Annotated in this window: 27 protein-coding genes and 6 pseudogenes; 16 read left to right on the forward strand and 17 right to left on the reverse strand. The window is 62.8% G+C overall.

Annotation, left to right across the window (positions count from 1 at the left end; translation table 11 throughout):
* The first annotated feature begins 118 nt into the window (after positions 1-118).
* Positions 119-517, forward strand: coding sequence for a winged helix-turn-helix transcriptional regulator (locus tag AC1DT6_RS10015; protein WP_441630885.1), 399 nt, complete (start codon positions 119-121; stop codon positions 515-517).
* Between the two features lie 23 nt (positions 518-540).
* On the opposite strand, the pseudogene AC1DT6_RS10020 reads toward AC1DT6_RS10015, so the two are convergent.
* Positions 541-757 (reverse strand): annotated as a pseudogene (locus tag AC1DT6_RS10020) (IS5/IS1182 family transposase); the annotation flags it as partial.
* 478 nt (positions 758-1235) lie between these two features.
* On the opposite strand from AC1DT6_RS10020, the gene AC1DT6_RS10025 reads away from it, so the two are divergent.
* The 8 genes from AC1DT6_RS10025 to AC1DT6_RS10060 all read left to right on the forward strand — a co-directional run bounded on the left by AC1DT6_RS10025 (position 1236) and on the right by AC1DT6_RS10060 (position 4782).
* Entirely contained in the window at positions 1236-1466 is a 231-nt protein-coding gene (locus tag AC1DT6_RS10025; protein ID WP_441630814.1) for a hypothetical protein, read from the forward strand.
* Positions 1467-1585: 119 nt separating this feature from the next.
* A complete protein-coding gene (locus AC1DT6_RS10030; protein WP_441630812.1) occupies positions 1586-2059 on the forward strand; it encodes a hypothetical protein in 474 nt (157 codons plus the stop codon).
* A 209-nt stretch (positions 2060-2268) separates the two neighbouring features.
* Complete coding sequence (locus tag AC1DT6_RS10035) at positions 2269-2544, forward strand: DUF6884 domain-containing protein (RefSeq protein WP_477111393.1); 276 nt, start codon at positions 2269-2271, stop codon at positions 2542-2544.
* Entirely contained in the window at positions 2432-2914 is a 483-nt protein-coding gene (locus AC1DT6_RS10040; protein WP_441630809.1) for a hypothetical protein, read from the forward strand. The genes AC1DT6_RS10035 and AC1DT6_RS10040 overlap by 113 nt, the downstream gene beginning before the upstream one ends.
* Positions 2911-3219, forward strand: coding sequence for a hypothetical protein (locus tag AC1DT6_RS10045; protein WP_441630807.1), 309 nt, complete (start codon positions 2911-2913; stop codon positions 3217-3219). Before AC1DT6_RS10040 ends, AC1DT6_RS10045 begins: the two co-directional genes overlap by 4 nt.
* 143 nt (positions 3220-3362) lie before the next feature.
* Complete coding sequence (locus tag AC1DT6_RS10050) at positions 3363-4049, forward strand: hypothetical protein (protein WP_441630805.1); 687 nt, start codon at positions 3363-3365, stop codon at positions 4047-4049.
* A complete protein-coding gene (locus tag AC1DT6_RS10055; protein ID WP_441630804.1) occupies positions 4046-4249 on the forward strand; it encodes a hypothetical protein in 204 nt (67 codons plus the stop codon). Before AC1DT6_RS10050 ends, AC1DT6_RS10055 begins: the two co-directional genes overlap by 4 nt.
* 98 nt (positions 4250-4347) lie before the next feature.
* Positions 4348-4782, forward strand: a complete 435-nt coding sequence (locus AC1DT6_RS10060) for an HU family DNA-binding protein (protein ID WP_441630802.1) — start codon at positions 4348-4350, stop codon at positions 4780-4782.
* A gap of 233 nt (positions 4783-5015) precedes the next feature.
* Here the strand turns inward: AC1DT6_RS10060 and AC1DT6_RS10065 are convergent, their stop codons facing one another.
* On the reverse strand, positions 5016-6098 hold the full coding sequence (locus tag AC1DT6_RS10065; RefSeq protein WP_441630800.1) for a tetratricopeptide repeat-containing glycosyltransferase: 1083 nt from the start codon (positions 6096-6098) through the stop codon (positions 5016-5018).
* Positions 6099-6359: 261 nt separating this feature from the next.
* On the opposite strand from AC1DT6_RS10065, the gene AC1DT6_RS10070 reads away from it, so the two are divergent.
* Entirely contained in the window at positions 6360-7667 is a 1308-nt protein-coding gene (locus AC1DT6_RS10070) for a phage tail protein (protein ID WP_477111333.1), read from the forward strand.
* A gap of 49 nt (positions 7668-7716) precedes the next feature.
* Here the strand turns inward: AC1DT6_RS10070 and AC1DT6_RS10075 are convergent.
* The 6 genes and pseudogenes from AC1DT6_RS10075 to AC1DT6_RS10100 form a co-directional block, all read right to left on the reverse strand.
* A pseudogene (locus AC1DT6_RS10075) lies at positions 7717-7854 on the reverse strand (NADP-specific glutamate dehydrogenase); the annotation flags it as partial.
* A 659-nt stretch (positions 7855-8513) separates the two neighbouring features.
* On the reverse strand, positions 8514-9887 hold the full coding sequence (locus tag AC1DT6_RS10080; protein WP_441634832.1) for an MFS transporter: 1374 nt from the start codon (positions 9885-9887) through the stop codon (positions 8514-8516).
* A gap of 239 nt (positions 9888-10126) precedes the next feature.
* Positions 10127-10759, reverse strand: a complete 633-nt coding sequence (locus AC1DT6_RS10085; RefSeq protein ID WP_441634834.1) for a pyridoxamine 5'-phosphate oxidase family protein — start codon at positions 10757-10759, stop codon at positions 10127-10129.
* Positions 10756-12126: an adenylosuccinate synthetase gene (locus AC1DT6_RS10090; protein ID WP_441634836.1), complete on the reverse strand. Its 1371-nt coding sequence runs from the start codon at positions 12124-12126 to the stop codon at positions 10756-10758. Before AC1DT6_RS10090 ends, AC1DT6_RS10085 begins: the two co-directional genes overlap by 4 nt.
* Positions 12127-12129: 3 nt before the next feature.
* Positions 12130-12594 (reverse strand): RidA family protein, encoded by a 465-nt coding sequence (locus AC1DT6_RS10095; protein ID WP_441634837.1) that lies wholly within the window; start codon positions 12592-12594, stop codon positions 12130-12132.
* A gap of 149 nt (positions 12595-12743) precedes the next feature.
* A complete protein-coding gene (locus AC1DT6_RS10100; protein WP_441634839.1) occupies positions 12744-13529 on the reverse strand; it encodes an AraC family transcriptional regulator in 786 nt (261 codons plus the stop codon).
* Positions 13530-13668: 139 nt separating this feature from the next.
* On the opposite strand from AC1DT6_RS10100, the gene AC1DT6_RS10105 reads away from it, so the two are divergent.
* Positions 13669-14529, forward strand: coding sequence for an alpha/beta hydrolase (locus AC1DT6_RS10105; protein ID WP_477114649.1), 861 nt, complete (start codon positions 13669-13671; stop codon positions 14527-14529).
* Positions 14530-15415: 886 nt separating this feature from the next.
* On the forward strand, positions 15416-16492 hold the full coding sequence (gene amrS, locus AC1DT6_RS10110; protein WP_441634841.1) for an AmmeMemoRadiSam system radical SAM enzyme: 1077 nt from the start codon (positions 15416-15418) through the stop codon (positions 16490-16492).
* 355 nt (positions 16493-16847) lie between these two features.
* Here amrS and AC1DT6_RS10115 read toward each other — a convergent pair whose 3' ends face one another.
* On the reverse strand, positions 16848-17450 hold the full coding sequence (locus AC1DT6_RS10115; protein WP_477114650.1) for a GntR family transcriptional regulator: 603 nt from the start codon (positions 17448-17450) through the stop codon (positions 16848-16850).
* Between the two features lie 482 nt (positions 17451-17932).
* Positions 17933-18223 carry a hypothetical protein gene (locus AC1DT6_RS10120; protein WP_441634870.1) on the reverse strand — a complete coding sequence of 97 codons (291 nt, stop codon included), beginning with the start codon at positions 18221-18223 and terminating at the stop codon, positions 17933-17935.
* Positions 18224-19260: 1037 nt separating this feature from the next.
* On the opposite strand from AC1DT6_RS10120, the gene AC1DT6_RS10125 reads away from it, so the two are divergent.
* Positions 19261-19644 (forward strand): nuclear transport factor 2 family protein, encoded by a 384-nt coding sequence (locus tag AC1DT6_RS10125; RefSeq protein WP_441634845.1) that lies wholly within the window; start codon positions 19261-19263, stop codon positions 19642-19644.
* A gap of 246 nt (positions 19645-19890) precedes the next feature.
* Positions 19891-20121: a hypothetical protein gene (locus AC1DT6_RS10130; RefSeq protein WP_477111335.1), complete on the forward strand. Its 231-nt coding sequence runs from the start codon at positions 19891-19893 to the stop codon at positions 20119-20121.
* Between the two features lie 346 nt (positions 20122-20467).
* Here the strand turns inward: AC1DT6_RS10130 and AC1DT6_RS10135 are convergent, their stop codons facing one another.
* From AC1DT6_RS10135 to AC1DT6_RS10155, 5 genes and pseudogenes are all read right to left on the reverse strand, one after another.
* A complete protein-coding gene (locus AC1DT6_RS10135; RefSeq protein ID WP_441634849.1) occupies positions 20468-21013 on the reverse strand; it encodes a Fic/DOC family protein in 546 nt (181 codons plus the stop codon).
* 52 nt (positions 21014-21065) lie between these two features.
* Positions 21066-21425, reverse strand: a complete 360-nt coding sequence (locus AC1DT6_RS10140; RefSeq protein ID WP_441634872.1) for a YhfG family protein — start codon at positions 21423-21425, stop codon at positions 21066-21068.
* Positions 21408-21491, reverse strand: a pseudogene (locus AC1DT6_RS10145) (H-NS histone family protein); the annotation flags it as partial. The pseudogene AC1DT6_RS10145 and the gene AC1DT6_RS10140, both read right to left, overlap by 18 nt.
* A 299-nt stretch (positions 21492-21790) precedes the next feature.
* Complete coding sequence (locus AC1DT6_RS10150; protein WP_441634851.1) at positions 21791-22420, reverse strand: hypothetical protein; 630 nt, start codon at positions 22418-22420, stop codon at positions 21791-21793.
* Positions 22421-22495: 75 nt separating this feature from the next.
* Positions 22496-23058, reverse strand: a pseudogene (locus tag AC1DT6_RS10155) (class I fructose-bisphosphate aldolase).
* Positions 23059-23097: 39 nt separating this feature from the next.
* Here AC1DT6_RS10155 and AC1DT6_RS10160 point away from each other — a divergent pair.
* A pseudogene (locus AC1DT6_RS10160) lies at positions 23098-23280 on the forward strand (class I fructose-bisphosphate aldolase); the annotation flags it as partial.
* A 307-nt stretch (positions 23281-23587) separates the two neighbouring features.
* Positions 23588-23875 (forward strand): annotated as a pseudogene (locus AC1DT6_RS10165) (winged helix-turn-helix transcriptional regulator); the annotation flags it as partial.
* Positions 23876-23916: 41 nt separating this feature from the next.
* Here AC1DT6_RS10165 and AC1DT6_RS10170 read toward each other — a convergent pair.
* Both AC1DT6_RS10170 and AC1DT6_RS10175 read right to left on the reverse strand, forming a co-directional pair.
* On the reverse strand, positions 23917-24240 hold the full coding sequence (locus AC1DT6_RS10170; RefSeq protein WP_477114651.1) for a YdbL family probable chaperone protein: 324 nt from the start codon (positions 24238-24240) through the stop codon (positions 23917-23919).
* Positions 24241-24249: 9 nt separating this feature from the next.
* Positions 24250-24426 (reverse strand): YnbE family lipoprotein, encoded by a 177-nt coding sequence (locus AC1DT6_RS10175; protein ID WP_441634855.1) that lies wholly within the window; start codon positions 24424-24426, stop codon positions 24250-24252.
* Positions 24427-24440: the final 14 nt, after the last annotated feature.

Raw genomic sequence — 24440 nt, forward strand, 5'->3', positions numbered from 1 at the left:
ACATACCCACCATTCGCGTCCGCCACAAGGAGGCACACCGATGTTACCTGCGACCATTCAACGGGAGTCTGACGATGCGACTGGCACGGTTGTCGAGCACAAGGGCCACTTGCCCGGAATGTTGGACAGACGTAACGGGATAGATCTGCCTGGAGACTGCCGGGGAGCGGGGATAGTCCTCGCGCGCATTGGCGATAAGTGGAGCGTCCTCATCGTCATGCTCCTTGCCGAGGGGCCCATGCGGTTTAACGAACTGAAGCGGAAGATCGGCGGCATCTCGCAGCGAATGCTGACGCTAACTTTGCGGGGATTGGAACGAGACGGACTGGTTACGCGGACCGTTTATGCCACGATTCCGCCGCGCGTTGACTACTCACTGACCTCCCTCGGGCATTCGCTAAGAACCCCTGTGGAAGCGCTTGGCCGATGGGCCATCGCGCACCTCCCGGCCATTGAACAGGCGAGGCAGGCGTTCGATCTCAGCAGCAAGAGGAACTCCGAGTCTGAGCAGCCTTAGTCAAGGAGACAGCAAATTGCGTGTAGCGTGTGGTTGTCGGAGGTATTGCCAGGGAAGCTGCGCGCACGGACGGTGAGACCCCGCTTGGCAGTGATTGCCAGGCTCACCTTCACGCCGAATTCGTAGGGATGACGGACCTTGCCCTTGGCAACACACTCCACCCCGGGCGCGTGCAGGGCGTAGAGTTCATTTTTTGTCCTTGGCGCGCTGCTGCGCAGTGCGTCGCGCGCGTTCTGGCCAGATACTTGACGTGTTGCGTTGAATCCTAGCCGTCATTTTTAGTAGGCACTAGGCACGCGTGAAGAAACAGCATGTTGTTCGCGCAGCGCCAATCCCCTCGCATGATTGCGAAACTTGTCGAATGCCAAAATTTGGCTCCCCTTTGTGGGCGCGCGGCAGTACCTGCGGAATTTCGCGAAGACAGCGAGCGACGGGGCGAGGGGTCGGACAAGGCCCAGGGCAGCAGGCGTTTACAGGTCCTTGGCCATGCGGGGAGGATTTCAGCGGGCGGCCAGGGAGTCACGAGCCCCATTCATCCCTCGATGTGCTGAAGTTCGACTTCGCGCACCGACCTCACTTTGAACGCACGCGCAAAGTCGTTGAATGCGCGCATCAGATCGGTCCTGGCGGCTTGAGCCGATGCGCAGGGCGGCTTCTGCAGCCCCTTCCTTCGTAGCCTGGTATGGGCTTCCCGAAACATGCGAGGAAATATCCAAGCATGAACGCAGGTGCCACGCTGGCACGAATGGCAGATCACCCGACTCAGAATTCCAAATCGATGGCGGAGTGCACAAGCTACTTCCAGAATCCCGCTTCACCGTCAACAACTCCGACCTCGTGCTTTTATGCTGTGGTGCAGGGATTGGGCCTTGCACAAATGTCCGATTTCCAGATCATCGACCATCTAGCCCTCAACGAACTAGTTGTGACGTTGATCGGCCGGCTGTAGAAGGACCTTCGGTCACTACATCTGCCATCAGAGCCGGCAACACGCGCCCGTACGCACGCCCGTTCTGCTGAAGGTTCCGGCTTGGAAGCCGAAGGACCGTCATCTGTCAGGAGAAATACATGCGTAGCACCATCGCCCCGATCGGCGCCGCCCTCACCTTTTCCGCCTCGCCCGCGTCAGCGCTCGGCGTCCTCGCCTACGGCGACGAGCCGGTGGGTGATCCCGGCGCCGTCGTGCAGGATTTGATCTCGACGGAGTTCGAGCACTTCTTTAGTGCCGCCGGGACGGTCCTGGTGATTCACTACGATACGGTACAGCTGGGAATGGACCGCGTGTGCCACGCCACCGTCGGCATCAGCGCCGCCCCCGAGGCCGGAGCCACCGCACGGGTTCCCGCTTGGCGTTTCAACGCGACCCGCTTGATCCGGAACCATGGGAATGTTGACCTGGGTGGCAGACGTGAGTGCCTCACCAGCGCGATACGCGAGGCCGCACGAAACATGATGCAGGTGCCAATCCCCGAGTTGGCAACGCGCAGCGAGGCCTCGCTTGTCGGGGCGCGCAACGCCAAGCGCGCCGGACGGGACATTTGACGGCCCCCCCGGCTGTCCGGCCTTGACTTCCAGCCTGCGCCTGTAGATTGGAAGTATGTCCCATCACCCCCGTGCTTCCGATGCAAGCCCACCCCACGCAACTCAGCCTCTTTGATGAAATCGCTCGCGCAACCGTCGCACGATCGCCGGCTCGCCCGTTGGTACTGATGGCCTGCTCGGCCACGAAGCTCAACCGCCCTGCCCCCGCCATGGATCTGTATCGCGGCGTCATGTATGAAACGTTTCGCGCGCACGTGCGAGCCGATGCGCAGCCCCAAGTCATCATCCTCTCGGCACAGCATGGCTTTATCCAGCCGGACGCGGAGATTGCCCCCTACGATGCCCGTATGACCGCGGATCGCGCGGAGATCCATGCTCTCGGGCCTGTCGACGGCGATGGCCGGTGCGGCGTGGCCCGACCAGGTCGGCCCGGTCTTCCTCGCCGGCGGCATGCACTACCGTCGGGTGATGCGCGCGGCCGTTGAGCGGTGGGCCCGCAAGGTTGGTGCTGGCGCTACGCCGGCGATCGTGGAAACCAGCGGCGGCATCGGGATGCAGCGCTCCCAGCTCGGCCAGTACCTGGACGGCTTGTCCTGCCAACTAACCGAAGAGATCGGGCGCTTTCCCAACGGGGTGCCCTACTTCCGCCGCGCTGGGCCGTTCACGGTGGGCGAGCGCGTCATTCACGCCTACCGCCACCTGCCCGGCATTGCGCCCCGTTGGGCAACCATCCGGAGCATTTTCCAAGGACCCAGTGGCATGACCGCCGAAGCCGACGTCGAGGAGGGAACGGGAAACCGCGCGCACATCGTTTCCCGTTGGATCGCCCTGACGAATCTCCAGCCAAATCAATGACTATCACCATCACCCTGCAGTTGGAAGCCAAGGCCCTCGCTGCCAACCTCGATGGGACGCCCGACGCCCTGCTTGCCCTCACCCATCGCGGCCACCGCTACTGGACCAAAGCCAGACGCCTGCATTTCCCACCGCCGCGGCGCGAAGCGTTGCTGTTGGAAATCATGCGTTTCTGTGCAGACACAAACCTGCTGGAGTGCCCCCCCGACCCTGAGGACGGAGACCGCCAGCAGATGATAGAAGAGATGCTCGACGCCCGCTATCCGCGCTATGCCCGCCTCAAGCGCAATCCGCATCGCGCATGAGCATGGTGGCGACCTTTTCTCCAGAGCCACACGGCGGCGAGCATCTGTCCGCCTGGTTCCACCCCGCTAACCTGAAGGCTATGTCCGCCTCGAAGAGGCGGTTGGGGTGCGGGGAAAGCGGAATTCAGTATATAAATGCGGTCATGACACCCGTCGACAGCCTCTGGCTCACCAATCCCACCCTCGCCTACGCCGATTGGCAGCGCCGCGAGGCATCCGGCGCGGACCGGCGCCCTTTCGCGGCCCGCTCGATCATCCAGCATCAGGCCATGTTCGAGCACTTCCGGCGTCATCTGCTCGACGTCGACGCCACCGTGGCCACCTTCGGTCCTGACCATATCGATACCTTCTGGCAGGCGCCCGACGCGCGCGGCTACAGTGCCGCCACGCGCATGCGCTATCTGAAACTGCTGGACCGGTTGTGCCGCCACTTGGTTGCCATCGGCGTGCGCAAGAGCAATCCAGCCGGTCAATTGGTCCGCGACGGTCAGTGGCCGAAGGCCGAGCCGGATCCCATCTACCTGCCCGAGGACGCGGACGCCCGCCTGCAGGCTTGGGTGCAGCCGCACGCCGGGGATGATCCGGCGGCCTTGCGCAACCGCGCCATCGTGGCGCTCTTCCTAGGCACCGGCGTCACGGCATTGGAAGGCCGCACGGCCCGCCGGGAGGACCTGCAGCCCGATGCTGCCCCGCCCTACTTGCACGTGCCAGCCCACGGCGCGCGTGATACCCGCACGATCCACCTCGCCGCGTTCGCCGGCAGACCCTTCCGGTCGTTGGCGACCTCGTGTTCTCCCTCCAGGCCAGCGGCGAGCCGATCACGGATATGAGTCTTGGCAAGATCGTGCGAGCGGCGCTCCTCGCGATCGACTTCGAAGCGCAAGACATGAGCCCGCGGGTGCTGCGCAACACCTACTGCCGGCGGCTGCTACTTGCCGGGCGCAACCGCGATGAAGTCAGCAAGCTGCTTGGGCTGGCCAGCACGAGAACCTGCGACCGGATCAGGGCCACCATTGATGCTCAGTTGTAAGTGTTGGTGTCCCCAGGTCCCACATACCGCATAGAGTTTGCTATTCTCGCGGACGCCTCTACGGCGAAATATCAACGAGTAACCAGACGAAAGAATCCATGGCAACCAAAGCGAAAGCTGTCGTAAAGACCCCGGCCAAGCCTGCCGCCAAGAAGGCAGCGCCGGCCAAGAAGGCAGTAGCACCGGCAAAGAAGGCCGCTGCGGCTGCACCGGTGGCGAAGCCGCTGAAGGAAACCTTCACCAAGGCGAGCTTGCTGGCCCACCTGGTCGCCCAGACCGAGCTCGACGCCAAGACCGTCAAGACCGTGCTGGCCCACCTGGAAAACACGGTCCTGAGCGCGGTGCACAAGAAGGGTGCGGGCGAATTCACGCTCCCTGGCCTGCTCAAGGTCACGGCCCTGCAAGTGGCGGCGACCAAGAAGCGCTTCGGCAAGAACCCGTTCACTGGCGAAGATCAGTGGTTCGCAGCAAAGCCCGCAACCGTCAAGGTGAAGGTCCGCCCGCTGAAGAAACTGAAGGACGCCGCCCTGTAAGGTGTACCGACCTGCTGAACGAATGGAGCCCGCGAGGCTCCATTTTTTCGATCCCGACTGGCGAAAGAATCGGCCCATGCCTAGTGGTCCGAAGGATGGGCGCAGGGTGGATATGGCCGCAGGCAGACGGCTGAGATCGGCCACGACGGCCATTCAACGAGTTTGCAAGATGGCCACTTTCTGCAGGCCCGGCGTGTCACCCGCTGGGGGTAGAACGATGCGCCAGGTGGGCGTCAAAGGCCGAAGTACTGCCGATTGCCTTCGATGCGCGCCTGATGGTCTGCAGGAAACCGTGCCTCGGCCACCAGCCGCGCCAGGGCCAGCCTGCCCTGTTCGATCGCACCGACGTGGTAGGCGCTCACGGCAAGTTCGTCTAGTGCGCGCCATACGTAGACCGATTCATCCACGAACAGTGCGTCCGCTGGCCTCGTCAGCGCTGCTGCCTGCTGGGCAAACAAGTGCGCAAGGGCATATTCGTTGCGCAGCCGGTGATAACGGGCAAGCTCGCACAATGGTTCAGCCCGGGTCGGGCGCGCCTGATAGGCGATCAGATACGCCTCGCGTACGGCAGCAGGCGCATCGCCGCGACGCTCCCGCAGTGCCGCGATCTGGAAGCGAGCGAACCAGACTTCCTCTTCCCAGCCCCCCATTTCGGCGCGTTCGCCATAAACGCGAATGCTCTCGTCGAACTTGCCGGCATCGCGATAGCTCTGTGCCAGATAGAAACGATATCGCGTATTGGCCGGCTCGTCGTGTACCGCTTTTTCGAGTACCGCGATATCGCGCAGATAGGTATCCCAGGCGCGCGCCCTTGCGCCGTCATGCGACACCACGATGGCAGCACCGGGCAGTGCATCCCAGCGATGCGGCTGATCCTGCGTCAGGTATTCGTGAAGCACCCCCTCCCAGCGCCATGGCATGCGCGCCGAGACCAGCGCATTGCGCAGGTATTGCCAGCCATTGAGTTCGCAGCGGAACTGGTACCCGTCGGCACCGGGCGCCGGCCACCGAAACCCCAAGTCCATGCGCAGGGTTTCATCGGCATCGATGAACAGCAGGTAGTCATCAGCGCCGGTCATCTCGTCCTTTGCCAGCGCCATGGCCTCATTGCGGTTGTGGGCGAAATCTCGCCACGGACGTTCGTGCAGCGTGCCGGGAATGTCGGCCATGAACTGACGGATGACCTCTTGCGTGCCGTCGGAGGAACCGGTATCGACGATGACCCAGTGGTCGATCCACGGCTTGACGCTCTGCAGGCAGCGCGTGATCACAGGGGCTTCATCCTTGACGATCATGTTCAGGCAAATGCGTGCCACCGCCGGTTCTCCGTAGTCGCGGGTCAGAAAGGCGAGAGCATACCGTCAATTCAAATGCGACACCCCCTACTAAAGTGGGGACATGGGAACCATTTCTGACGCTACCATTTTTCGCGTCCGGAAACGGCCATATTTTTATCCACAGGGCCATGGCATTCACCGATAAAGACATCCTGTCTTTTCGGCAAGGTCAGCGTGCCATGTCAACAGCACGCCAATGCGCGCACATCCAGAACTACTTAATCGAAGGGGTCGGGAATCATGAAACAACACCAATGGGCCATCGGCCTTTCCGCCGCTACGGCCATTCTCCTGTCCGGCTGCGGCGGTGGCGACGGCGGCAACGCGGGCGCGGCGGTCTCCGCCGGCGCACTGCCGGCCGCCACGATGTCCGGCACCGCCGCGACCGGCGCACCCATCACCAACGCGGAAGTGCTGATCAAGTGCGTCAGCGGCCAGATCCGCACCACCACTGGCGCCGACGGCAGTTGGTCGGTCTCGACCACCGGGCTGACGCTGCCGTGCGCAGCGCGGGTCGTCACCTCCAACGGACAGGTGCTGCACTCCTTTTTGCAGGGCCCTGGTACCACCAACATTACGCCGATCACCGAACTGGTGGTGGCATCAGCCGCGCAGAATCCGGATACCGAAGCCTTCTTCGCGACCTTCTCGGCCGTCTCCGCCGGCGCGACCAGCGATCGCCTGCAGACCGCGCTGACGCTGGTCAAGCAGCGCCTGACCAACCTCGGCGTGGATGCCGGCAGCCTCGACCTGCTAAACCAGAAATTCTCGCCCAGGAACGGCGACGCCTATGACGACCGCCTCGAAGCACTGAGCGCCCGCCTGGCCGCAACCAACACCACGCTGGCGGCGGTGACAAACCAGATCGCGCGCGGCGACGTGGGAGCGACCGGGGCCACGGGTGCGGCAGGTGCGAATGGCGCAGCTGGCGCCACCGGCGCCACGGGTCCGCAAGGTGCCACGGGCGCGGCCGGGGCAACCGGGGGAACCGGTCCGACCGGCGCCACGGGCGCCACCGGCGTGACGGGGCCCACTGGTACCACGGGTCCGCAAGGTGCCACGGGCGCAACGGGGGCCACCGGCGCCACGGGTCCGACCGGCGCAACGGGTGCCACCGGCGCAGCCGGCGTGACGGGGGCCACCGGGGCCGCGGGTTCGACCGGTGTCACTGGCGCAACGGGTGCCGCCGGTGCGACCGGCGTGACGGGCGCCACCGGGGCCACGGGTCCGACCGGTGCCACGGGCGCAACGGGCGCTACCGGCACCGTGCCCGGCCTTGGCACGCCCGGCGGAGCCGGCCCCGCCAATGCCGGCGTCGATTGCGTGCTGGGCTCGGTCTGGCTAACTGCCGCGCGCTGGGGGCAGGGCATGCCCGCAAACGGCCAGCTGCTGCTCATCAACCAGTACACGGCGTTGTTCAGCCTGCTTGGCACCACATACGGCGGCGACGGCATGACCAACTTTGCGCTGCCGAACCTGGGCTCGGTCACGCCCAACGGACTGACCTATATGATCTGCGTCAACGGCGCCTTTCCCAGCCCGAATTGATGCCCCGAAGGCGCAGGCCCATTGCCGCGAGCCGGCAGTGCCTGCGTCGGATCACGCCCTGCGCCAGCATGGCGTCCGCCACCGTGACAAAGCCGGCGATATTGGCCCCGTCCACATAGTTGATGCAGCCGTCGTCCTTCTGGCCAAGGTGTATGCAGTTGGCGTGGAGGTCCTTCATCGCGTACAGCCGAAATCTCCACCCGGTGGCTACGCCGCCCGCGTTGCCGGCCTCGCCCGGCGCGTACAAGATGCGCGCGGTCGCTTCGGCCGAGCTCCGGTCACTGATGACCCCAGGTGCAAACAGCCGGAATCGGTCGGCTTCGGTGCCGTCACCACATCGGCCGTTGACCAGTTCCGGCCGTCGGCCCGGTGGTCCATTCGGACGCTCGAGCGTCGCTTCAACACTAAACAACGGCCACTCGCGCGTCGGCGGCACTTGTCGGTTCATCGGCCAAAGCCGACACTCGCCAAGTCACATGCCCTGTCCCGACAACCTCGGATGACCGGCTTCAAGCCACCACGCTGCCGTGCCGCCCCCATCGTTGCATCGCGTGGCTGTCGGTGGCAGCGAGATACTAGACCACCCGATCCAGCAACCATAGCGTGATGTCAGCCGACTCTGCCAGTTTCATCGCTAGGTGCAAATCCGTGCTAACCACATTTTGAAGTCGAGCGAACGCGCCTCGGATATGCCCCATGCCTCGTAGTAGCTCTAGCAGGTCAGCGAGGTGGGAACCTGGCGAATTGGATGCTCGTTGCAACAACACTACAGTCGATAGCACGACCTCGGGCACTAGCAGCCGCCACCCGAGGTGGTGTCCAACAGACAGCGCGCCGCCAGCCTCGTCATTCGGCAATGGTCTCCAGCGCCTTCCCTCGCGTTTCGATGCCGAACCTGTAGACGATCATTGCCGCAGCAAGAAAGCACATCGCACCGAGACAGAACACGCCAGCCTGACCGGCGATCGGCAATACCAGCCCGACCAGCGTCGGCCCGAGCAACGAGCCGATCCGCCCGATGGTCGACGCCATGCCGCAGCCAGACGCCCGCGCCCGCGTCGGATAGAGCTCGGGCGTATAGGTATAGAGCACCGCCCACATGCCGAACATGAAGAACTGCATCATGCCGCCCGAAATCAAGAGCATCATGGCGTCCGGATTGGAGCCCGCGACCTTTCCGTAGAGGAATACCATGCAGGCTCCGCCCACGAGCGTGGTCACGCATGCAGGCTTGCGTCCCCAACGCTCAACGGCGAACGCCGCCCAGAGGAAGCCTGGAATGCCGCCGATGGAAATGTAGACCGTGTAGAGCACGGATTGGCTCACGCCGAGCCCTGACTGCTGCAGCAATGCGCCGATCCACGTGTTCAGGCCGTAGAAGCCCAGCAGTGCGAAGAACCACAGTCCCCAGACCGTCAATGTCCGGCTCCGGTACTCGCGCGACCAGAGTACGCGCAGACCGGAGGTCTCCGGCTCGGCAGCCGACAGCGCAGGCATGATCTCCGGCAGCGACGACAGCTTCAATTTCCGCATGACCACTTTCTCGATACGATCCACGATGCCGGAGGCCTCCTCGTGACGGCCTTTCGAYTCGAGCCAGCGCGGCGATTCGGGGACATACCGCCGTACGACGAACAGAAAGAGGGCGGGAATTGCCCCAAACAGGAACATCGTTCGCCATGTATAGGCACTGAGCACATAATAGGACATCAGGCCGGCACAGATAAAGGCGATCGGCCAGTTGCCGTCCATCAATGCCAGATACTTGCCGCGCTGGCGCGCCGGGATGAACTCCGACATCAGGGTCTGCGCCAACGGCAGCTCCATGCCCATACCGAGCCCGAGCAGCAATCGATACGCGGCTAGCACTTGCGGGCTGTCGGCGGTCGAACAGAGATAGCTGCCGACGCCCCAGATGATCATGCTGACCTGGAACACCGGTTTGCGGCCGAACGTGTCCGCCAGCACGCCGGAGCTTAGCGCACCGATTCCCATCCCTACGAAACTGGCGCTCCCGAGCATGCCGGCCTGCGCGGACGTCAACCCGAACTCGGTGCGAATAGACCCCAGCAGATACGTCATCATAGCCAGGTCGAGATTATCGAAGAAGAACGCCAACGCAATGATGGCGAAGAGCGATCGGTGATACCCGCACACCGGCAACCGTTCCAAACGGTCTCCGGTGCGCACGCGCATCAACTCGAGGGGGGTGAGCTTCATATTGTCTCCAGTAGTTCTTGTGCCGGCACCGGGAGTGCCGGCCGAAAGCGATAGCGCGAAGCCGCGTTATCGCTTGCTACTGTCGCGTGGATGCGCTTCCGAAGCGCGTGCCGGAACGCCAAGCTCTATCTCGCAGATGCCATGGAATATTGCCGAAGCAAGATGGCTTGAGGATAAAAAAGAGGTGCCTGAGCACCCCTCCTGTCATGCGAGTTGCAAAGAGAAATTTAGAGTGATAGCTATCGTCCTTCCCGGCCGAACCTGTGCGGATCGAACGCCTCCGGCGCCAATCCGGATAGCGTGGCGCCTGCCTGGAAGGGATAGCGAAGATACGGCGCCTTCGGCTGTCCAGGCGGCGAGTACTGTCCGTCGGCGAGGATGCGTTTCTTTGCAGTCATCTCGCGAATCTCGCATCGATACGCCACGATCTGATTGGCAGCGCCATCCTCGATCGGCGAGTAATCCTTCTCGGGACGGAACTTGTCGAGTGCCTGATACTGGTGCGCGCGCACCTCGTCTGTACTATCGCGCAGCACGACCACGCACCGGGCGATGACGCTGTAGTACTCCAGGCTCGTATTCTGGCCCTTGGGTGCCTTAAGCAGCGCAATGGGTCGGTCGATTTCGATCGTGACCAGCGGATTGGCGCGGATTGCAGCGGCGAGCTTGCCGAAGCGCGAACTGTGTATCAGGAACGCGTCACCCGCAAATGTGAAGCTCTGCGCCGTGACGTAGGGGTATGGCATATCGTGGACGGCAATCCTGCAGATCAGTTCGTCCTTCAGAAACGCTTCGATTGCTTCCCAGTCGGTCCATGCGAGGTCAGTCCGACGCATGGCGCTGTCGAGATAGGATGGTGTTGTATCGGTCATTTCATATCTTCCTGGTGTTCTTCAACCATGCGCATCTGCTCCCGCCCGGGGCCCAGTCCGATCCCCCGCAGCGGCCGGCCGATAACCTCTTCCACGCGCGTGAGCAGAGCCACCAACTGCGGAGGGAGCGGAGCAGCGGGATCCTTCGGAATCGCCGCTTCACCGAAGGCGGGGAAGCGGATGGTGTGCCGGCCACCGGCATAGCCCTTGCCGACCATGACCGGAATGCCTTGGTCGGCGCACCGGGCGAATGCCGCCAGGCTGTCGCATTTATTCACGAAGACCTCGTCGATGCCGAACTGTTGCACGGCGAGCCGGAGTTGCGCGAGATCTAGAAGTCCGACGCGGCGCGGCCTGCCTGTTCCGGTGCCGTACTCGTTCGACAGCATGCGGAGTGCCATGCCGATGCCGAAATCGTCGTCCCCGGCGAGCAGCGCGAGGGCGTTGGCCCCAGCGGCTTCGTCGGCCTTGCCGCGTCCTGAGCGTGCGGCATCGGCACAATAGCGCTCGGATCGTTCTCCTCCGAGTTCGGTCGGTAACGGTCCGCCGCCGACGCGCGAGACGATCGCCTTGGCCACGCCGATCGTCTTCCGGTGGTACTTGCACGGCAAATCGCCACCCACGTAGGCATACGAGGGCAAGGTATGGCTGGACGTGACCCACGGCTGGTCACCATGTACGACGTCGAGCATCACGGACTGCGCGCCTTCGAAGAGTACCCTCGCCCCCTGTTCCACCCGACGCGGCAGCCAGAGTGGATCGTCCGTTACGAACGGCCGCACGACGTCCCACGCTTCGCGCATCCGGTTCATGGCATTGGCGAGCTCGCCTTCCTCGCGCAATGCGGCAGCCCGATTCAGCTTTTCAAATACCTCCTCGGCATCCCGCAACAGGTCCCGAAGCTGGAAGGAGCATCGCTCACCGTCGTGCATCCGGACAGCGAGGTCCGCGTAGCAGGGCCCAATGCCGTTTCCCGTCGTGCCGATTTGTCCGCCTTCATTGCGATCCCGCAGCACGTGGACCGGCTGGACAAGTGGGCATCGGTCGCTGATCGTCAGTCGACCGGCGAGATCGATCCCGTATGCGGCGAGCATCCCGAGCTCGCTCGCCAGTTGTTGCAAGCCGATGACGCAGCCAGATCCGATATAGAGTGCGACCCGCCTATGCAATACTCCTGACGGGATCTGCCGCAAGCGCAATTCCCCGCTGGCAGTGACGATCGTGTGACCCGCATTGGCACCGCCGTTGAAGCGCGCGATCACGTCATAAGCGCCGGCGAGATGATCCACCACCCGCGCCTTTCCTTCATCGCCGTATTGCAATCCGACCAGGACGTCGGCGTACCCGGCTTTTGTCTGTGTTTCCATTGCTCAGGCTTCCAGGACAAACGTGGCTTCGATTTCGACTGGCGCGTCGAAGGGCAGGCTCGCGACCCCCATGGCCACGCGGGCATGGCGCCCTTTTTCGCCAAAGATTTCATTGAGAAGCTCCGAAGCAGCGTTGATCACCGCGGGCGCGTCATGAAACCCCGGCTGCGCCGCCACGTAGCCACCCACACGAACGATGCCCCGGATCCGCTCGAGATCGCCGTCCGTTGCGGCCGCGGCCCAGCCGAGCAGATTGACCAGGCAAAGCCGCGCCGCCGCGCGGGCATCTTCCACGGTGACTTCACCAGGTACCTTACCGACGAATTCTGGCTTTCCGCCTTTCAGCGGCAACTGCCCCGACACCGTCAGGAGGCCGTTGTGTACTGTGTACGGCACGTACAGAGCCCTGGGGAATTCGGCGGCTGGCAGGACGATCCCGGCCGCCTCGATACGATCGATGACTGACATGCTGACTCCTCGATTTGAACAAGTACCGACGGAGAAAGCACGCTGCCTCAACCGTCGGCCCCTTGACTGTGCCGTACGGCCGAGACGGTGACCGGCGTCCCGACGCCAGTTACTGTCGCGCAGACGCCAATCCAGCCTGCGGGGCTGCGTTAGTCACCTGCGGCATCCCGGAAATACTCGGTGGGCGTCATACCGAGCGCCCGGCGAAACATGGCGCTGAAGGCGCTGGGACTCTCGTATCCGAGCTGCAGTGCGATATCGGTAACGTGGCATCCTTCCGCCAGGAGGCGAACGGCAGCCATCAGTCTCGCCTGCTGTTTCCAGCGGCTATAGGTCAGTCCAGTCTCTTCGGGAAAGAGACGGATGATGGTGCGCTCGCTGGCGCCAACGAACTGGCTCCACTCCTGTACCGACGTTTCGTCGGCAGGATCGTCGAGGATCCTCGCGCAGATCTTGCGCAGCCGGTTGTCCTTGGGCATGGGCAAGTGAAGGGGGACCACGGAGAGGGGGCGCAGCTCATGCAGCAGAAGCTGGACCACTAGGCCGTCGCGTCCGTCCTGCTCGTACTCGACCGGCATGCGCACGACGGCAGAAATCAGTTCCCGGAGCAGCGGCGGCACCGCAACGACGCAGCACGTCTGCAATTCCGCCGGGATGGCGTTCTCGCGAATGTAGACGGTGCGCATCTCGACGTCGCCGCAAGCCTGCATGGCGTGCCGGACATTGCACGGCACCCAGACGGCGCGCTGGGGAGGCACGACCCATGAGCCATAGTCGGTCGACACCGAGATGGCGCCGACGTAAGCATAGATGAGTTGGCCGCGCGGATGTGAGTGCGTGTCGATATAGAAGCCGTCCGCAAGGGTGCGCGCCATCCCGCCGATCGGCCGGCCTATGGCCTGATAGTCATCCCGGTTCTCGCTCTTTCCAAACATGGCATCTCCGCGATAGTCGCTGTCATCTGCAGGCGCGCGAGGATCTGGCGCAGGCAAGTATCTTTGGTCGGACGCCAACGAGCGTCGCATCTTGCAAAAGGAATCGGCCGATCGATTCCAACAGTCTGGAGCCAAAGTAATGTCAGTGTATCGAAACTTCAATCAGGAAGAGCTGGACAAGCAGTACAACGTCAGGGCGGGTATTCCCGGCTTCCAGGACATCTTCCAGACCTGGGCGAAGGTCAGCGAGAACTTCCGCCTGACCCACCCCGTCATGGAGAGTCGCGCGTACGGACCCGACGCCAAGCAGACGCTCGATTTTTTCCCGGCCGCCAACAAGGGCCGTCCGCTGCTGGTCTTCATTCACGGGGGATACTGGCAGTCTCTGGACAAATCCGACTTCAGCTACATTGCCTCGCCCTACCTGAAGCGCGACATCAACGTTGCGGTGGTCAACTACCGGCTGGCGCCGGAAGTGGGGATGTCGGAGATCATCCGCGACAATCGCGACGCGGTGATATGGCTCTATCGCAACGCTGGGGAACTCGGTGGCTTCGATGCCAACAGAATCTATGTCTCGGGGCACTCCGCTGGCGGACATCTCACAGCAATCCTGGCGGGCACCAACTGGGAGAACTTCGGCGTTCCGGCTAACGTACTCAAGGGCGGTTGCGCGATCAGTGGGCTGTACGACCTCGAACCGATCCGGCTTTGCTATCTCAACAAGGTGGTGCAACTGACCAAGGCGGACGTCGCCGCCTACAGCCCCGTCTCTCATCTGCCGAAGGTGAAGCTGCCGATGATTCTTACCTTGKGCGGCGATGAGTCGCCGGAATATCACCGGCTCCAGCGCGACTACCAGACGCTACTGGAAGCGCATGGCTTCGACGTGCAGGTGGTCGAACAGAGGCGAGGCCATCATTTCGACGCTGTCGACCTGCTTGGCGACAGCAATGGCGCCCTTTCCGCTGCGGTACTGCGCTTGATCGAAAGCGCTTGATGCATTCCCTGCCGACTTGAAGCCGCATCTGCCTGCACAGTGGCTGTCCTTCGGCCATTGCTCACATGCGACCGAGGTCGAGGGAGCGAGTAGTGATCGAGGCTATTAGGGAGGATTTGGCCGCGGACGCGGCAGCACGCGCGGAGTACCGTAACGGTGCAATATGGCGTCCAGTCCAGTGGACTGTTTTTATCCAGCACGGCTTGAGGGCGGGCTTGTGTCCAGTCTAGGTGATTTCGTCCTGAACAAGCGCCCGCTACGCCAGCGATAACAACACGCATTGTTTCCTCCCGCAGTTGGTGGTGGCTCCGCGCAGTCTTTGTGGAGCCACCACCTTGCCCTCGAACTTGAGCCAGGCGCCGCGTGGGGCACAATCCGTGCGCAGGTGGAGTCCCTCAGCAGTCTTCTCGGGCGCCGCAACCTCAATGAGTGCTGCCATGAAACCGGCGCAAGAGTCGGCCCAATAGCGGAAGTGGCCGATGAGCGGGCATACCGTCTCTGTCCACCGAGCGCCCGGTATGTGGCAACGAGCCGTCATCCGAGCCGAATGCGTGATCGTCTCGTCATCGACCGGAGAACGGTCCTCCAGCAATCATCGGTGCCCAAATATCGTCCGATGCTCTCCAGCTGGTTTGAGCCAGCGCGTAGATTCCGCTTGCGACGCCGGATGCGGGAAGCCCTGGTTCGCCGAAGACCATGGCTGCCGCACCGGGAACACGCTCTGGATCTGAGACTTTGGCGACACCCCGTACAGGAAAAGGAGCGGATGCGGATTGGATTCGTTCGATGGATAATGGGCAGAGGTGGGCTTGTCGCTCCGGATACGCGCTGCCGGATGAGCGGACACGACCCCACTGTCTAGGAGTCGCCTGCCGCTGCCACTACCATGAAGGAATCTCTTTACCCTGGCCGTTATGGGCATTTGCTCGATGATGGGCGCATGCAATGCGACCTGTGTCCGCGTAACTGTCGCCTGCATAGGGATCAGCGCGGTGCTTGTTTCGTGCGCAGGCGTGTCGGTGATCAGATGGTCCTTACGGCCTATGGCCGCTCATCGGGCTTCTGCATCGATCCGATCGAGAAAAAGCCGCTCAACCATTTCTATCCCGGCACCAGCGTCCTGTCGTTCGGCACGACCGGCTGCAACCTGGCGTGCAAGTTCTGTCAGAACTGGGACGTCAGCAAGTCGCGCGAGATGGAGACTCTTGCCGCTGTGGCAAGGCCCGAATCGATCGCGGACGCGGCAGTGGCCCATGGCTGCAAGAGCGTGGCATTCACCTACAACGATCCGGTAATCTTCGCCGAATACGCGATGGACGTGGCCGACGCTTGCCATAAGCGCGGCATCAAGACAGTGGCGGTGACCGCCGGCTACATGGGCGCGGAAGCACGGCGCGACTTCTACGCCAAGATGGATGCGGCGAACGTCGATCTGAAGGGCTTCACCGACGCGTTTTATTTCACGCTCACTGGCGCTCGTTTGCAGCCGGTATTGGAGACGCTCCAGTATCTGAGACACGATACTGATGTCTGGCTCGAGATCACGACACTGCTCATCCCTGGCAGGAACGATAGCGACGTCGAGATTCGCGCCGAGGCGCAATGGATCGCGAAGGAGCTTGGCAGCGACGTGCCGCTGCACTTCACGGCATTCCATCCGGACTACAAGATGATCGATGTGCCGCCGACGCCGTTCTTGACGCTTTCCCGCGCCCGCAAGATCGCGATTGCGCAAGGCTTGCAGTATGTCTACACCGGCAACGTCCATGATCCCGACGGCGCGACGACCTACTGCCCGGCGTGTCGTGCGCCGCTTATCGTGCGCGACTGGCACAACATTGAGAGCTACCGTCTCACTCAGCCAGGCAACTGTCCCGAATGCTCCGTGACGATTGCCGGGCGATTTGGACACTTCAACCGCCAATTCGGGCGGCGGCGAATTCCAGTTCGCATCGGCACTTAGCCCCTCAGGCAGCACCCGAAGTCCCACCGCCGCGCAAAGTATGGAGCCGGACACGCGCCGCTTGGCGATCAACGAGCGGGCATCCGGACTCTGGCTGCGGAAGGTCCGGTGAGCACCCACGAACGGCCATCCGAGCCGAGGGCGGTGATCGTCTCTTCATCGTTTCGGACGGTCATGCCTCGGCTCAGCTCGCAATCGACTGGCTGATGGGGCAGAGAAGGCGCAATAGCTTTCATGGCCGACGGTGCGGTTTGCCACCRCCCGTCCGTAACCTGCCGCTTGCTCACGTTGTTTGCGTCGCTCGCGTCTTGGCCGAAGCAGCAGGTCGGCGGCGTATGCCATCTCACAAGACAGCTTATCCATTCGAACGCTGCAGCCGCATAGATAGCGAAAAACGGTCGGCGGGATGCACCGTGACCGAGACCTCAAACACGTGACCGCTTGCATCGAAGTAGCGGCGCACGATCTTGAGTGCCGCCTGTCCCGGCGTCAGCCCAAGGGCGTGTGAGATGTCGGTGTCGCCGGCATTGAAGGCACACACATCCTGGCGTATCTCGGCAATGCAGCGGCCGTAGCGCGCCTCGATCAGGGAACTGATCAGGATACCAGGCGACGCGCGTACGATTTCGCCGATCTCCGCATAGGTTGGATCGATATACACATCAGTCCAGCCGATTGGCGGCGTGTTGGCATCGCCGTCCCTGCGCAAGCTTGAGATGCGTAGCCAGTGCGCGCCGCTGGCACAGCCCAGTTCCTTGGCTTGCGCACCGCTCACCGTCACTTCCTCGATTGCCTGCACCACACGCAGATGCGCGGCGCCGAATTGCACCAGATCCTCCACGGATGCCAGCGAGGGACGAAACGCTTTCGTCGGTGCGGATGCCTCCACCCGAGTCCCCACATTCTTGCGCCTCGACACCAGGCCGAGTTCCTGTAGCTCGGCCAGCGCTGCCCTCACTGTGTGACGGCTGGTGCCGTAGTGCCGCACATGCTGCGACTCATTTTTGCCTCAGCGAGCTGGGCAGCAGAACCGAACGCGGCCGTGGGGCATTGCTGACGGCTAACGCAGTTCGACCCCATGAACGGCAAACACGCTTTGGCCAGATCGCGATACCCACGGTAACAATGGACATGGGACTTCCCCTCCTGTGGTCGTGATGGCATTTTGACAAGGCCATCATGGCACCTCGATGCCGACTTGCGGCTTCCGCCGCAGCCCCGGGATGGGGAGGTCCCGTCCATTCGATCACCCCCGGTCGAGTTACGATCGGTCCGCGTGATCGATGGTGACGCGCGTACGCCCGCGCAACGCCAGCATGCCCCTGCTCCCTTACACACCATGCCGTAGAGCTCGCTGGCGTTGGGCGTGACACCATAGCGGAAGAACAGCAGCGTTCAGGATGGCTCGACGAGGGAAGCGCTGGGAGATGCCACGTGCTGCTATTTCGAGTGCAGGATGACGGTTCCCTCGGAAATCGTCGGCGCGCTTGTGCCCGTGCCGGCTGCGTTCCCGGCGATCCAGTCCTTCGCCTTCTTGACGCTCTCATCCACGCCCGCCTTGTCATTGCAGGTCGTGACAGAAAAGCCGCCATCGGCGGTCCGCGCAAGCGTGTAGCTGACAAAACCCTGGACCGAACGCATCAGGGATTCGATTTCCGGTGTCCGCTTTTCCAGCAGATCGAACAGCTCCCTGGCGCCGCTTCCGGAATAGGCTCTGATAACAGTGTGCATGATCCGTCCCTCCATTGAATGGCCCCGGATTTCGCGCAGTCGCGCAGAGAAAGGTGTGATTGCACCAGTCTAGTTGCGATGYGGGAAAAGTCCACGATGACCCCGATTCGGATCCGCCAGTGACCCCCGGTTGGCGGTATCGCTCATGGCCGGCTTTACCAGTTGGCTGAGCGTGTGTTCGTCGTCCACCACGGCTACCTCGGGGCAAGTGTCGTCTCCATATGCTCTCTCGTTTTCCGTGTTTCTGGCATTGCAACAAGCGCCTCGCCACTTTCCCGCCGTCAAACCCAGTAGGTACTGCGAGCATCGCCGGGTGGCCGGCCTCGGGCAGACTATTTGCCAGGACCTCTCTTTAGCAAGCCATAGGCTTCGCCCCCCCCAGGCGGCCGACGCCAAAGGAAACCCCCGCTGGCTTGCCCATGATCGGCTTGCGGAGAATGGTTAGGTGAGCAGACGACGGTGAGCAAAAGCGGCGCGATCATGACGGACTGTTTCCTCCACCAAGGCGGACACAGAGCGCGCTCTCGATCATCACGCGCGTCCAATCAGTTGAGCGCTCCCACCTGCGGCGCAGCCCAGAGCCCGGCGGCGGCTACCTTGACTGCGGTGTGCGCCGCGGTGCGGCAGGCATGGTCCAACACAACATGCACCCCTCCTCTCGGCCAGAGACATCTCCCCGGCCTCGCCGAAGGCCATTTTGAACACAATCCCCGGTAATTTTCGGCCCATGGGCCTCATCTACCGCAGCCTCGTTCGCACGACCGACCGGTTCGTCTTTGCCAGCCACCAGCACGGGCGGTAATGCTCCTTGGCAGGCAAGTCCAGAGCATTATTTTACAATCGTGAAATAATCGACATGCCGGACTGGCGTGTGGAACGCCGCCCCAGGGAGCAACGCATAATCTTTACGAGTCGCCCGCAGTCAAAGCCAGACGTCAAACCCGGCAACACGACCCTTGAATGGGACACCCTTTCGCACTAAGTTGGAAACATCCGCCCCTGCGAAGTCAGGCCGGAATGTGCAATCGGAGACAATAATGACAACCCCGATTTCTGTCGTGAAAGCAGCCTATGAGGCGTATGGCCGTGGCGACGTCAATGCCATCCTCGATCTGGTGGCCGACCAGGTCGACTGGAAGATGGTAGGGCCACCGCAGATTCCCTACACCGGGCAACGTACCAACAAAGCCGAAGTCGCCAGCTTCTTCGCACAGCTCGCACAGGCGGACGACACAGAAATTTTCGAGCCGCGGGAGTTTATCGAGTCAGGCGAGCATGTGGTTGTACTCGGCTTCTTACGTGGGACCGCGCGTCCCGAAGGCAAGTTGGTTGAAACCGAATGGCTGCACATCTTTACGGTCGTCGACGGCAAGATTCGACGCTGGAAGGGCTTTGCCGATACGGCGATCCGCTTTCTATAAGGTAAGACCGGCAATTTTCCACCCATCGGATTCCAACGTGAGATCGCATTCGGCTTTGCCATTTGCCCTATGGCGCTATTCTGCCGGCGCGCCTACAACAGAAGGACCATCCCATAGGACCAACCATGCCACCGCGCGCGCCGGCGCCGAAGCTGGCCGACCTCTCCCCCATGTAGCTATCGGAGCGGAAAACCGTTCCGCGCGGCGACGGCTGCCATTTCGAGATCGAGTAATACGTACCCCACGTTGCCTTTCTCCCTGCGCTGCCGTCCCGTGGTGGTGGCCATTGCGTTTGACGACGAGGGGCGTTGCGATTGTGAGGACGCGATGAGTGCCGTCATTCTTGAATCCGTGCTGACCTGCCCGCACTGCGGCTTTGCCAAGCAGGAAACCATGCCCACGGACGCCTGTCAGTTCAGTCGCAGTGCTGGAAAGCTTGATTATGCCTTGCCGCCGTGCCACGACTTCGTGCTTTGAAGGGACTGGTAAGCGCCCAGCAGCCCAGTCCGGGACCAGCCGCGGCCGCGCAGGCGTCGGTACCGGCGGGCGGTCTTTATTCCTCTTCCAGAAGCGCCGCCCGGCCGGCCGGCGCATTGCGCTCGGCCCGGTAAGCCTGCCGCCTGAACCTCGGCGGCTCTGACCGGTCCCACACCCTCCTGCCCCGCCTGTGCTATGTCCGACACCTTGATCCATCGTTCCGGCGGAAGGTCTACCTGAGGGTTGGCCGCAATCTGGCGCGGTCTCCGCGCAGTGCCCCCTCCGCCCTATGGCTGGCGCCGGTCTTACCCGCCTTCGCCTTCAGCGAGGGGGCGGCAAGCCCCAATCAATCGCCAATCCGCTGTCCGATGCACCGTTCGAACACCGCTTCCAGCGGGCGATAGTCGCACACGACCGCCGCGACATTGGCGTCGATCCACTCGGACGCTTCGACGGCCCACCAACTGATTTCGAAGCCGACATTGACGATGATGTGCTCGAACAGGATGCGCTGGGCGCGCCCGTTCCCTTCCCGGAAGGGGTGGATCATGTTGAGGTCACCGAAATGCTCAGCCATGGCGCAGACCAGTTGAGGGCGTTCCCAATCCTCGAACCATGCTTGCTGCGCCATGGCACGGAAGATCTTGTCGGCCTCCGGCTCGATGCGGCTGACGTTGCAGAAGCGTGTGCTTCCCTTCGAGATGTCGATGGTGCGAAGATCGCCCGCCCAGTCGTAGACATCGAGAAACAGCGTGTGGTGGATATGCTTCAGGTAGGCCAGATCGTAGGGGGGAAGCGAAAAATCGATCTGGCTGGCGGCAATCTCGGAGAGATCACGCTCGGCTTGCGCAAGCAGCGCATCGTCCTGGATGTCCAGCCGGTTACGCAGCATGTGCGTCTCCGGGTAGCAGTACGATCCTGGCCGGTGCCGTACTTGTCCAAGGTCAAGCTGGTTTGCGATAGGTCTGCAGGACGGCTTCACGCGAGGGCAGCTTGCGCTTTGACTCAGCTGGCGTGACGTCATAGCCCTCAAGACGCAGGCTTGCCGCATAGTTGGAACGGCGCGTCTTGGCGCAGTAGGCTAGCTTGGCTTGCAGGTCGGGTTTCTTCACGGGAAACAGCTCGTTTGCAATTTGCAGATGACGGGTTCCACTATAGCGGACCGCATACGAACGCGTACCAATCCTCACCCACTGGGTAGTGGCGCATTCCGCGCCGCTCGCTAACCGTTCGATTTCAGATCGGAACTCCCCCTTCACGGCGCGCCCTGTGACTCCCGCGATGGGCACCCGGAAATGTTCCACGGTCTGCCCGGCGTGGATCGCCCGCTGCAGCCAGTCCGGCATGGCGCCGCAGCCGTCCCAGCCCTGCATGCGGATCCAAGGCAATTGCTTCGGCGCGCTCGATTTCAATCGACATGGCGTAGGTGAATAGATTTGGGACGGCGCCGGGTCCCACGTGGTGCCGTCTGACGGCAGCGTTGGATTTCGGGGTTGTTCTAGGTGATGGCTGCAGTGGGAATCCGCGCCGGCGGGAGGACGTGGCCGCCCTCATTGCTTAAATTTTAGTCAAACCCGCTGATGCCGTCGGCACTCGGCCCCGCGCGGCTTGTCCACAGGCTTGTCCCTGCGTGCGGTGGATAAATTCCATCCGACACCTCCCGTCCCCCTCAGGCCGGCCCGGGCTTGAACTTGGTGCGTGTCGTCGGCGCCCGGCGCCTGGCGGTCGCCAAGTGGCGCGTCGCATTGGCTTCCGCTTGCGCGCGCTCGGCCTGCAACTGCGCCCGCTCCTCGGCGCCGGCCACAGCGGCGTCTTGCGCCCTCGCCTGCACCGCCGCCAGCTCAGCGCGCAGGTCCGCGAGCGCCTGCTCGCCCTTCTGACGCAGCGTGCGCTCCTGGTCGATCTCGCGCAGCGCGCGGCGTTCGGTGGCACTGGTCCGCTCCTGCGCGACGGCCACCTGCTCGCGGGTGTGCTCCAGCTCCGTCGAAAATTGGGTACGCAACTCTCCCAATTGCCGCTCCAGTGCCTCGATCTGCCGCTGCCCCGCCTCCAGACGTGCCCGCGCGGCGGCGTGGGCCTGGCGCTCGGCGTCCAGTTCCCCCTGCAGCGCCGCGCGTGCGCTCTGCTCCGCGTCGAGCCCGGCCTGCGTGGCGGCGGTTTCCTGCTCGGCCACCACCACCGCGGCCCGCGCCTGGTCGCGCTGCGCCTCCGCCTCGCTCGCCTGCAGCCGCGCTTCGGCCCGCAAGGCGGCCAGCTCGCCGGTGGCCGCCTCGTTGGCGGCCTGCCAGATCGATTGCACAGCATTGGCGACGATCGCCTTGAGGAGGGTCGGCCGGGATTCGCAGATATGTGAAGCGTCACAATGGCGAATATCTTAAGCTTCAGATATTTGCGAATTCCGGCCATCCCTCTTATCCGCCTCCGTCGTCCACGTGGCGGCGGGGGTTTTTCCATCTTGCGCCTGCCGAGAGCTCAGCCCACAGCGGTCTCTAGCGCCGCTTCGTATTGCCCCAGGCAAGCCATGCCATTCATCCGTGAGCGCTGCAGTAGCGTCCGTTGCGCTAGCGGCCTCGCCGTGCCAGGCCAGCAGGGGCGGCTCCTGCAAGGCGCGCCCGTAGGAGAAGGCCAGCCGCCAAGGCAGCGGGGCGAGCCGGTTCATGGCATCGAAATTGGCGGTGGCCTCAGTGGGCGTTTGGCCGCCGGACAGGAAGAAGACGCCCGGCACCGCCGCCTGCACCGTGCGCTTGAGCACCTGCACAGTCTCCGCGGCAACCTCAGCCGGTGCGGCGTGCCTGGTCTCCTTGCCGGGGAGCACCATGCTGGGCTTCAGCAGCATGTGTTCGAGCACCACCGCATGCCGGTGCAAGGCGTGAAAGACTTCGTGCAGCACGTCTCGGTGACCTCGGCGCAACGCGCCATGCAGTGCGCGCCATCCATCGGCACCTCGGGTTCGACGATGGGCACCACGCCCGTCTCCACGCTCCCGGCGACGAGATCACCGAGGGCCTCGACGGGCTGGCCAAGCGCCTTGCCGGTTATCGCCAGCAGGGCGCACGCTTTGCCAAGTGGCGCGCGGTGTACAACGTGTCCGACAAACTGCCTGGCTGGCGCGCCATCCAGGCCAATGCGGAGGCGCTGGCATGCTATGCAGCGATCTGCGGGCGCCGCACGTGGCACCGGCCCTCGAATAGGCGAGGCACGGAACAAATCTTCATTGCTGCTCTACAAACGCCCGCCGATCCAGGCGGCGAGAAGGTTGCGGATACACCGTGACGACTTCAAACGAGGAGGCGACAAAGATGGGCGCAGAAGTGGTGACTCCGGGGGACGCTGCGTGAGATCTGACACCAGAATCAATTGCGCACGGGTACGATGCTGAACCGGGAGACCCCCCTGGGTTGCAGCCATCTCGGCCGCCAGTCCCGCCGGCGATAGCGCGCGCGCCTTGTCCGGTGCGACCAGGCAGGGGACCATGCGGTTCAATGAACTGAAGCGGAAGATCGGCGGCATCTCGCAGCGAATGCTGACGCTGACTTTGCGGGGATTGGAACGAGACAGACTGGTTACGCGAACCGTATACGCCACGATTCCGCCGCGCGTTGATTACGCGCTGACCTCTCTCGGGCATTCGCTAAGGACCCCTGTGGAAGCCCTTGGCCTATGGGCCATCGCGCATCTCCCGGCCATTGAACAGGCGAGGCAGGCGTTCGACCTCAGTTGCAAGAGGAACTCTGAGTTTGAGCAGCCTTATTGACATCCTCCCCCTCACGTCCTGACCGTGGTAGGCGCGAGGCACTATTTTCTAACCCACTGCCCGTCAGAAGTTTTCACGTAAGCCCCCGGCGCCGCTTTATCTATGGCTTTCTGCCCAGCCAGGACGGCTACTTGATCCAGAGTGGCGCCATTCTTCTTAGCAATCGCCTCGTAGGCGGCGCGACGTTGGGCATTGATATCGGCGGCAAGCTTTACGGCGTCCGGGGYTGGGTTGACCACCCCTAGAAAACCATTGGGTTGTTCGCCGACCAGCCCTTGTGACTTGGCGCTGTCCAAGTCAAGCGCCAGAGCCAATGTACTGCAGGCCAGTAAGAGCACCGCTATCAGTCGTGCCGTGGTTTTCATTAACCGCTCCTAAAACAATTTGCTGTCTTCGGTAAGTTTATCAACATCCTTTTCCACCTTGAGGCGGATCTCGTGATCGATCTTCACATTGAGATTGATGGTGATTGGATCTTTGGGTGCCTCCAATGCGATCCGTGGAGTACAGGCTGCCAGTGGCAGTAAAGCCCCGAGCCAAAAGATTTTCATGATGAGTCCTTCGC

This window comes from Cupriavidus sp. 01L45, from assembly GCF_056399885.1.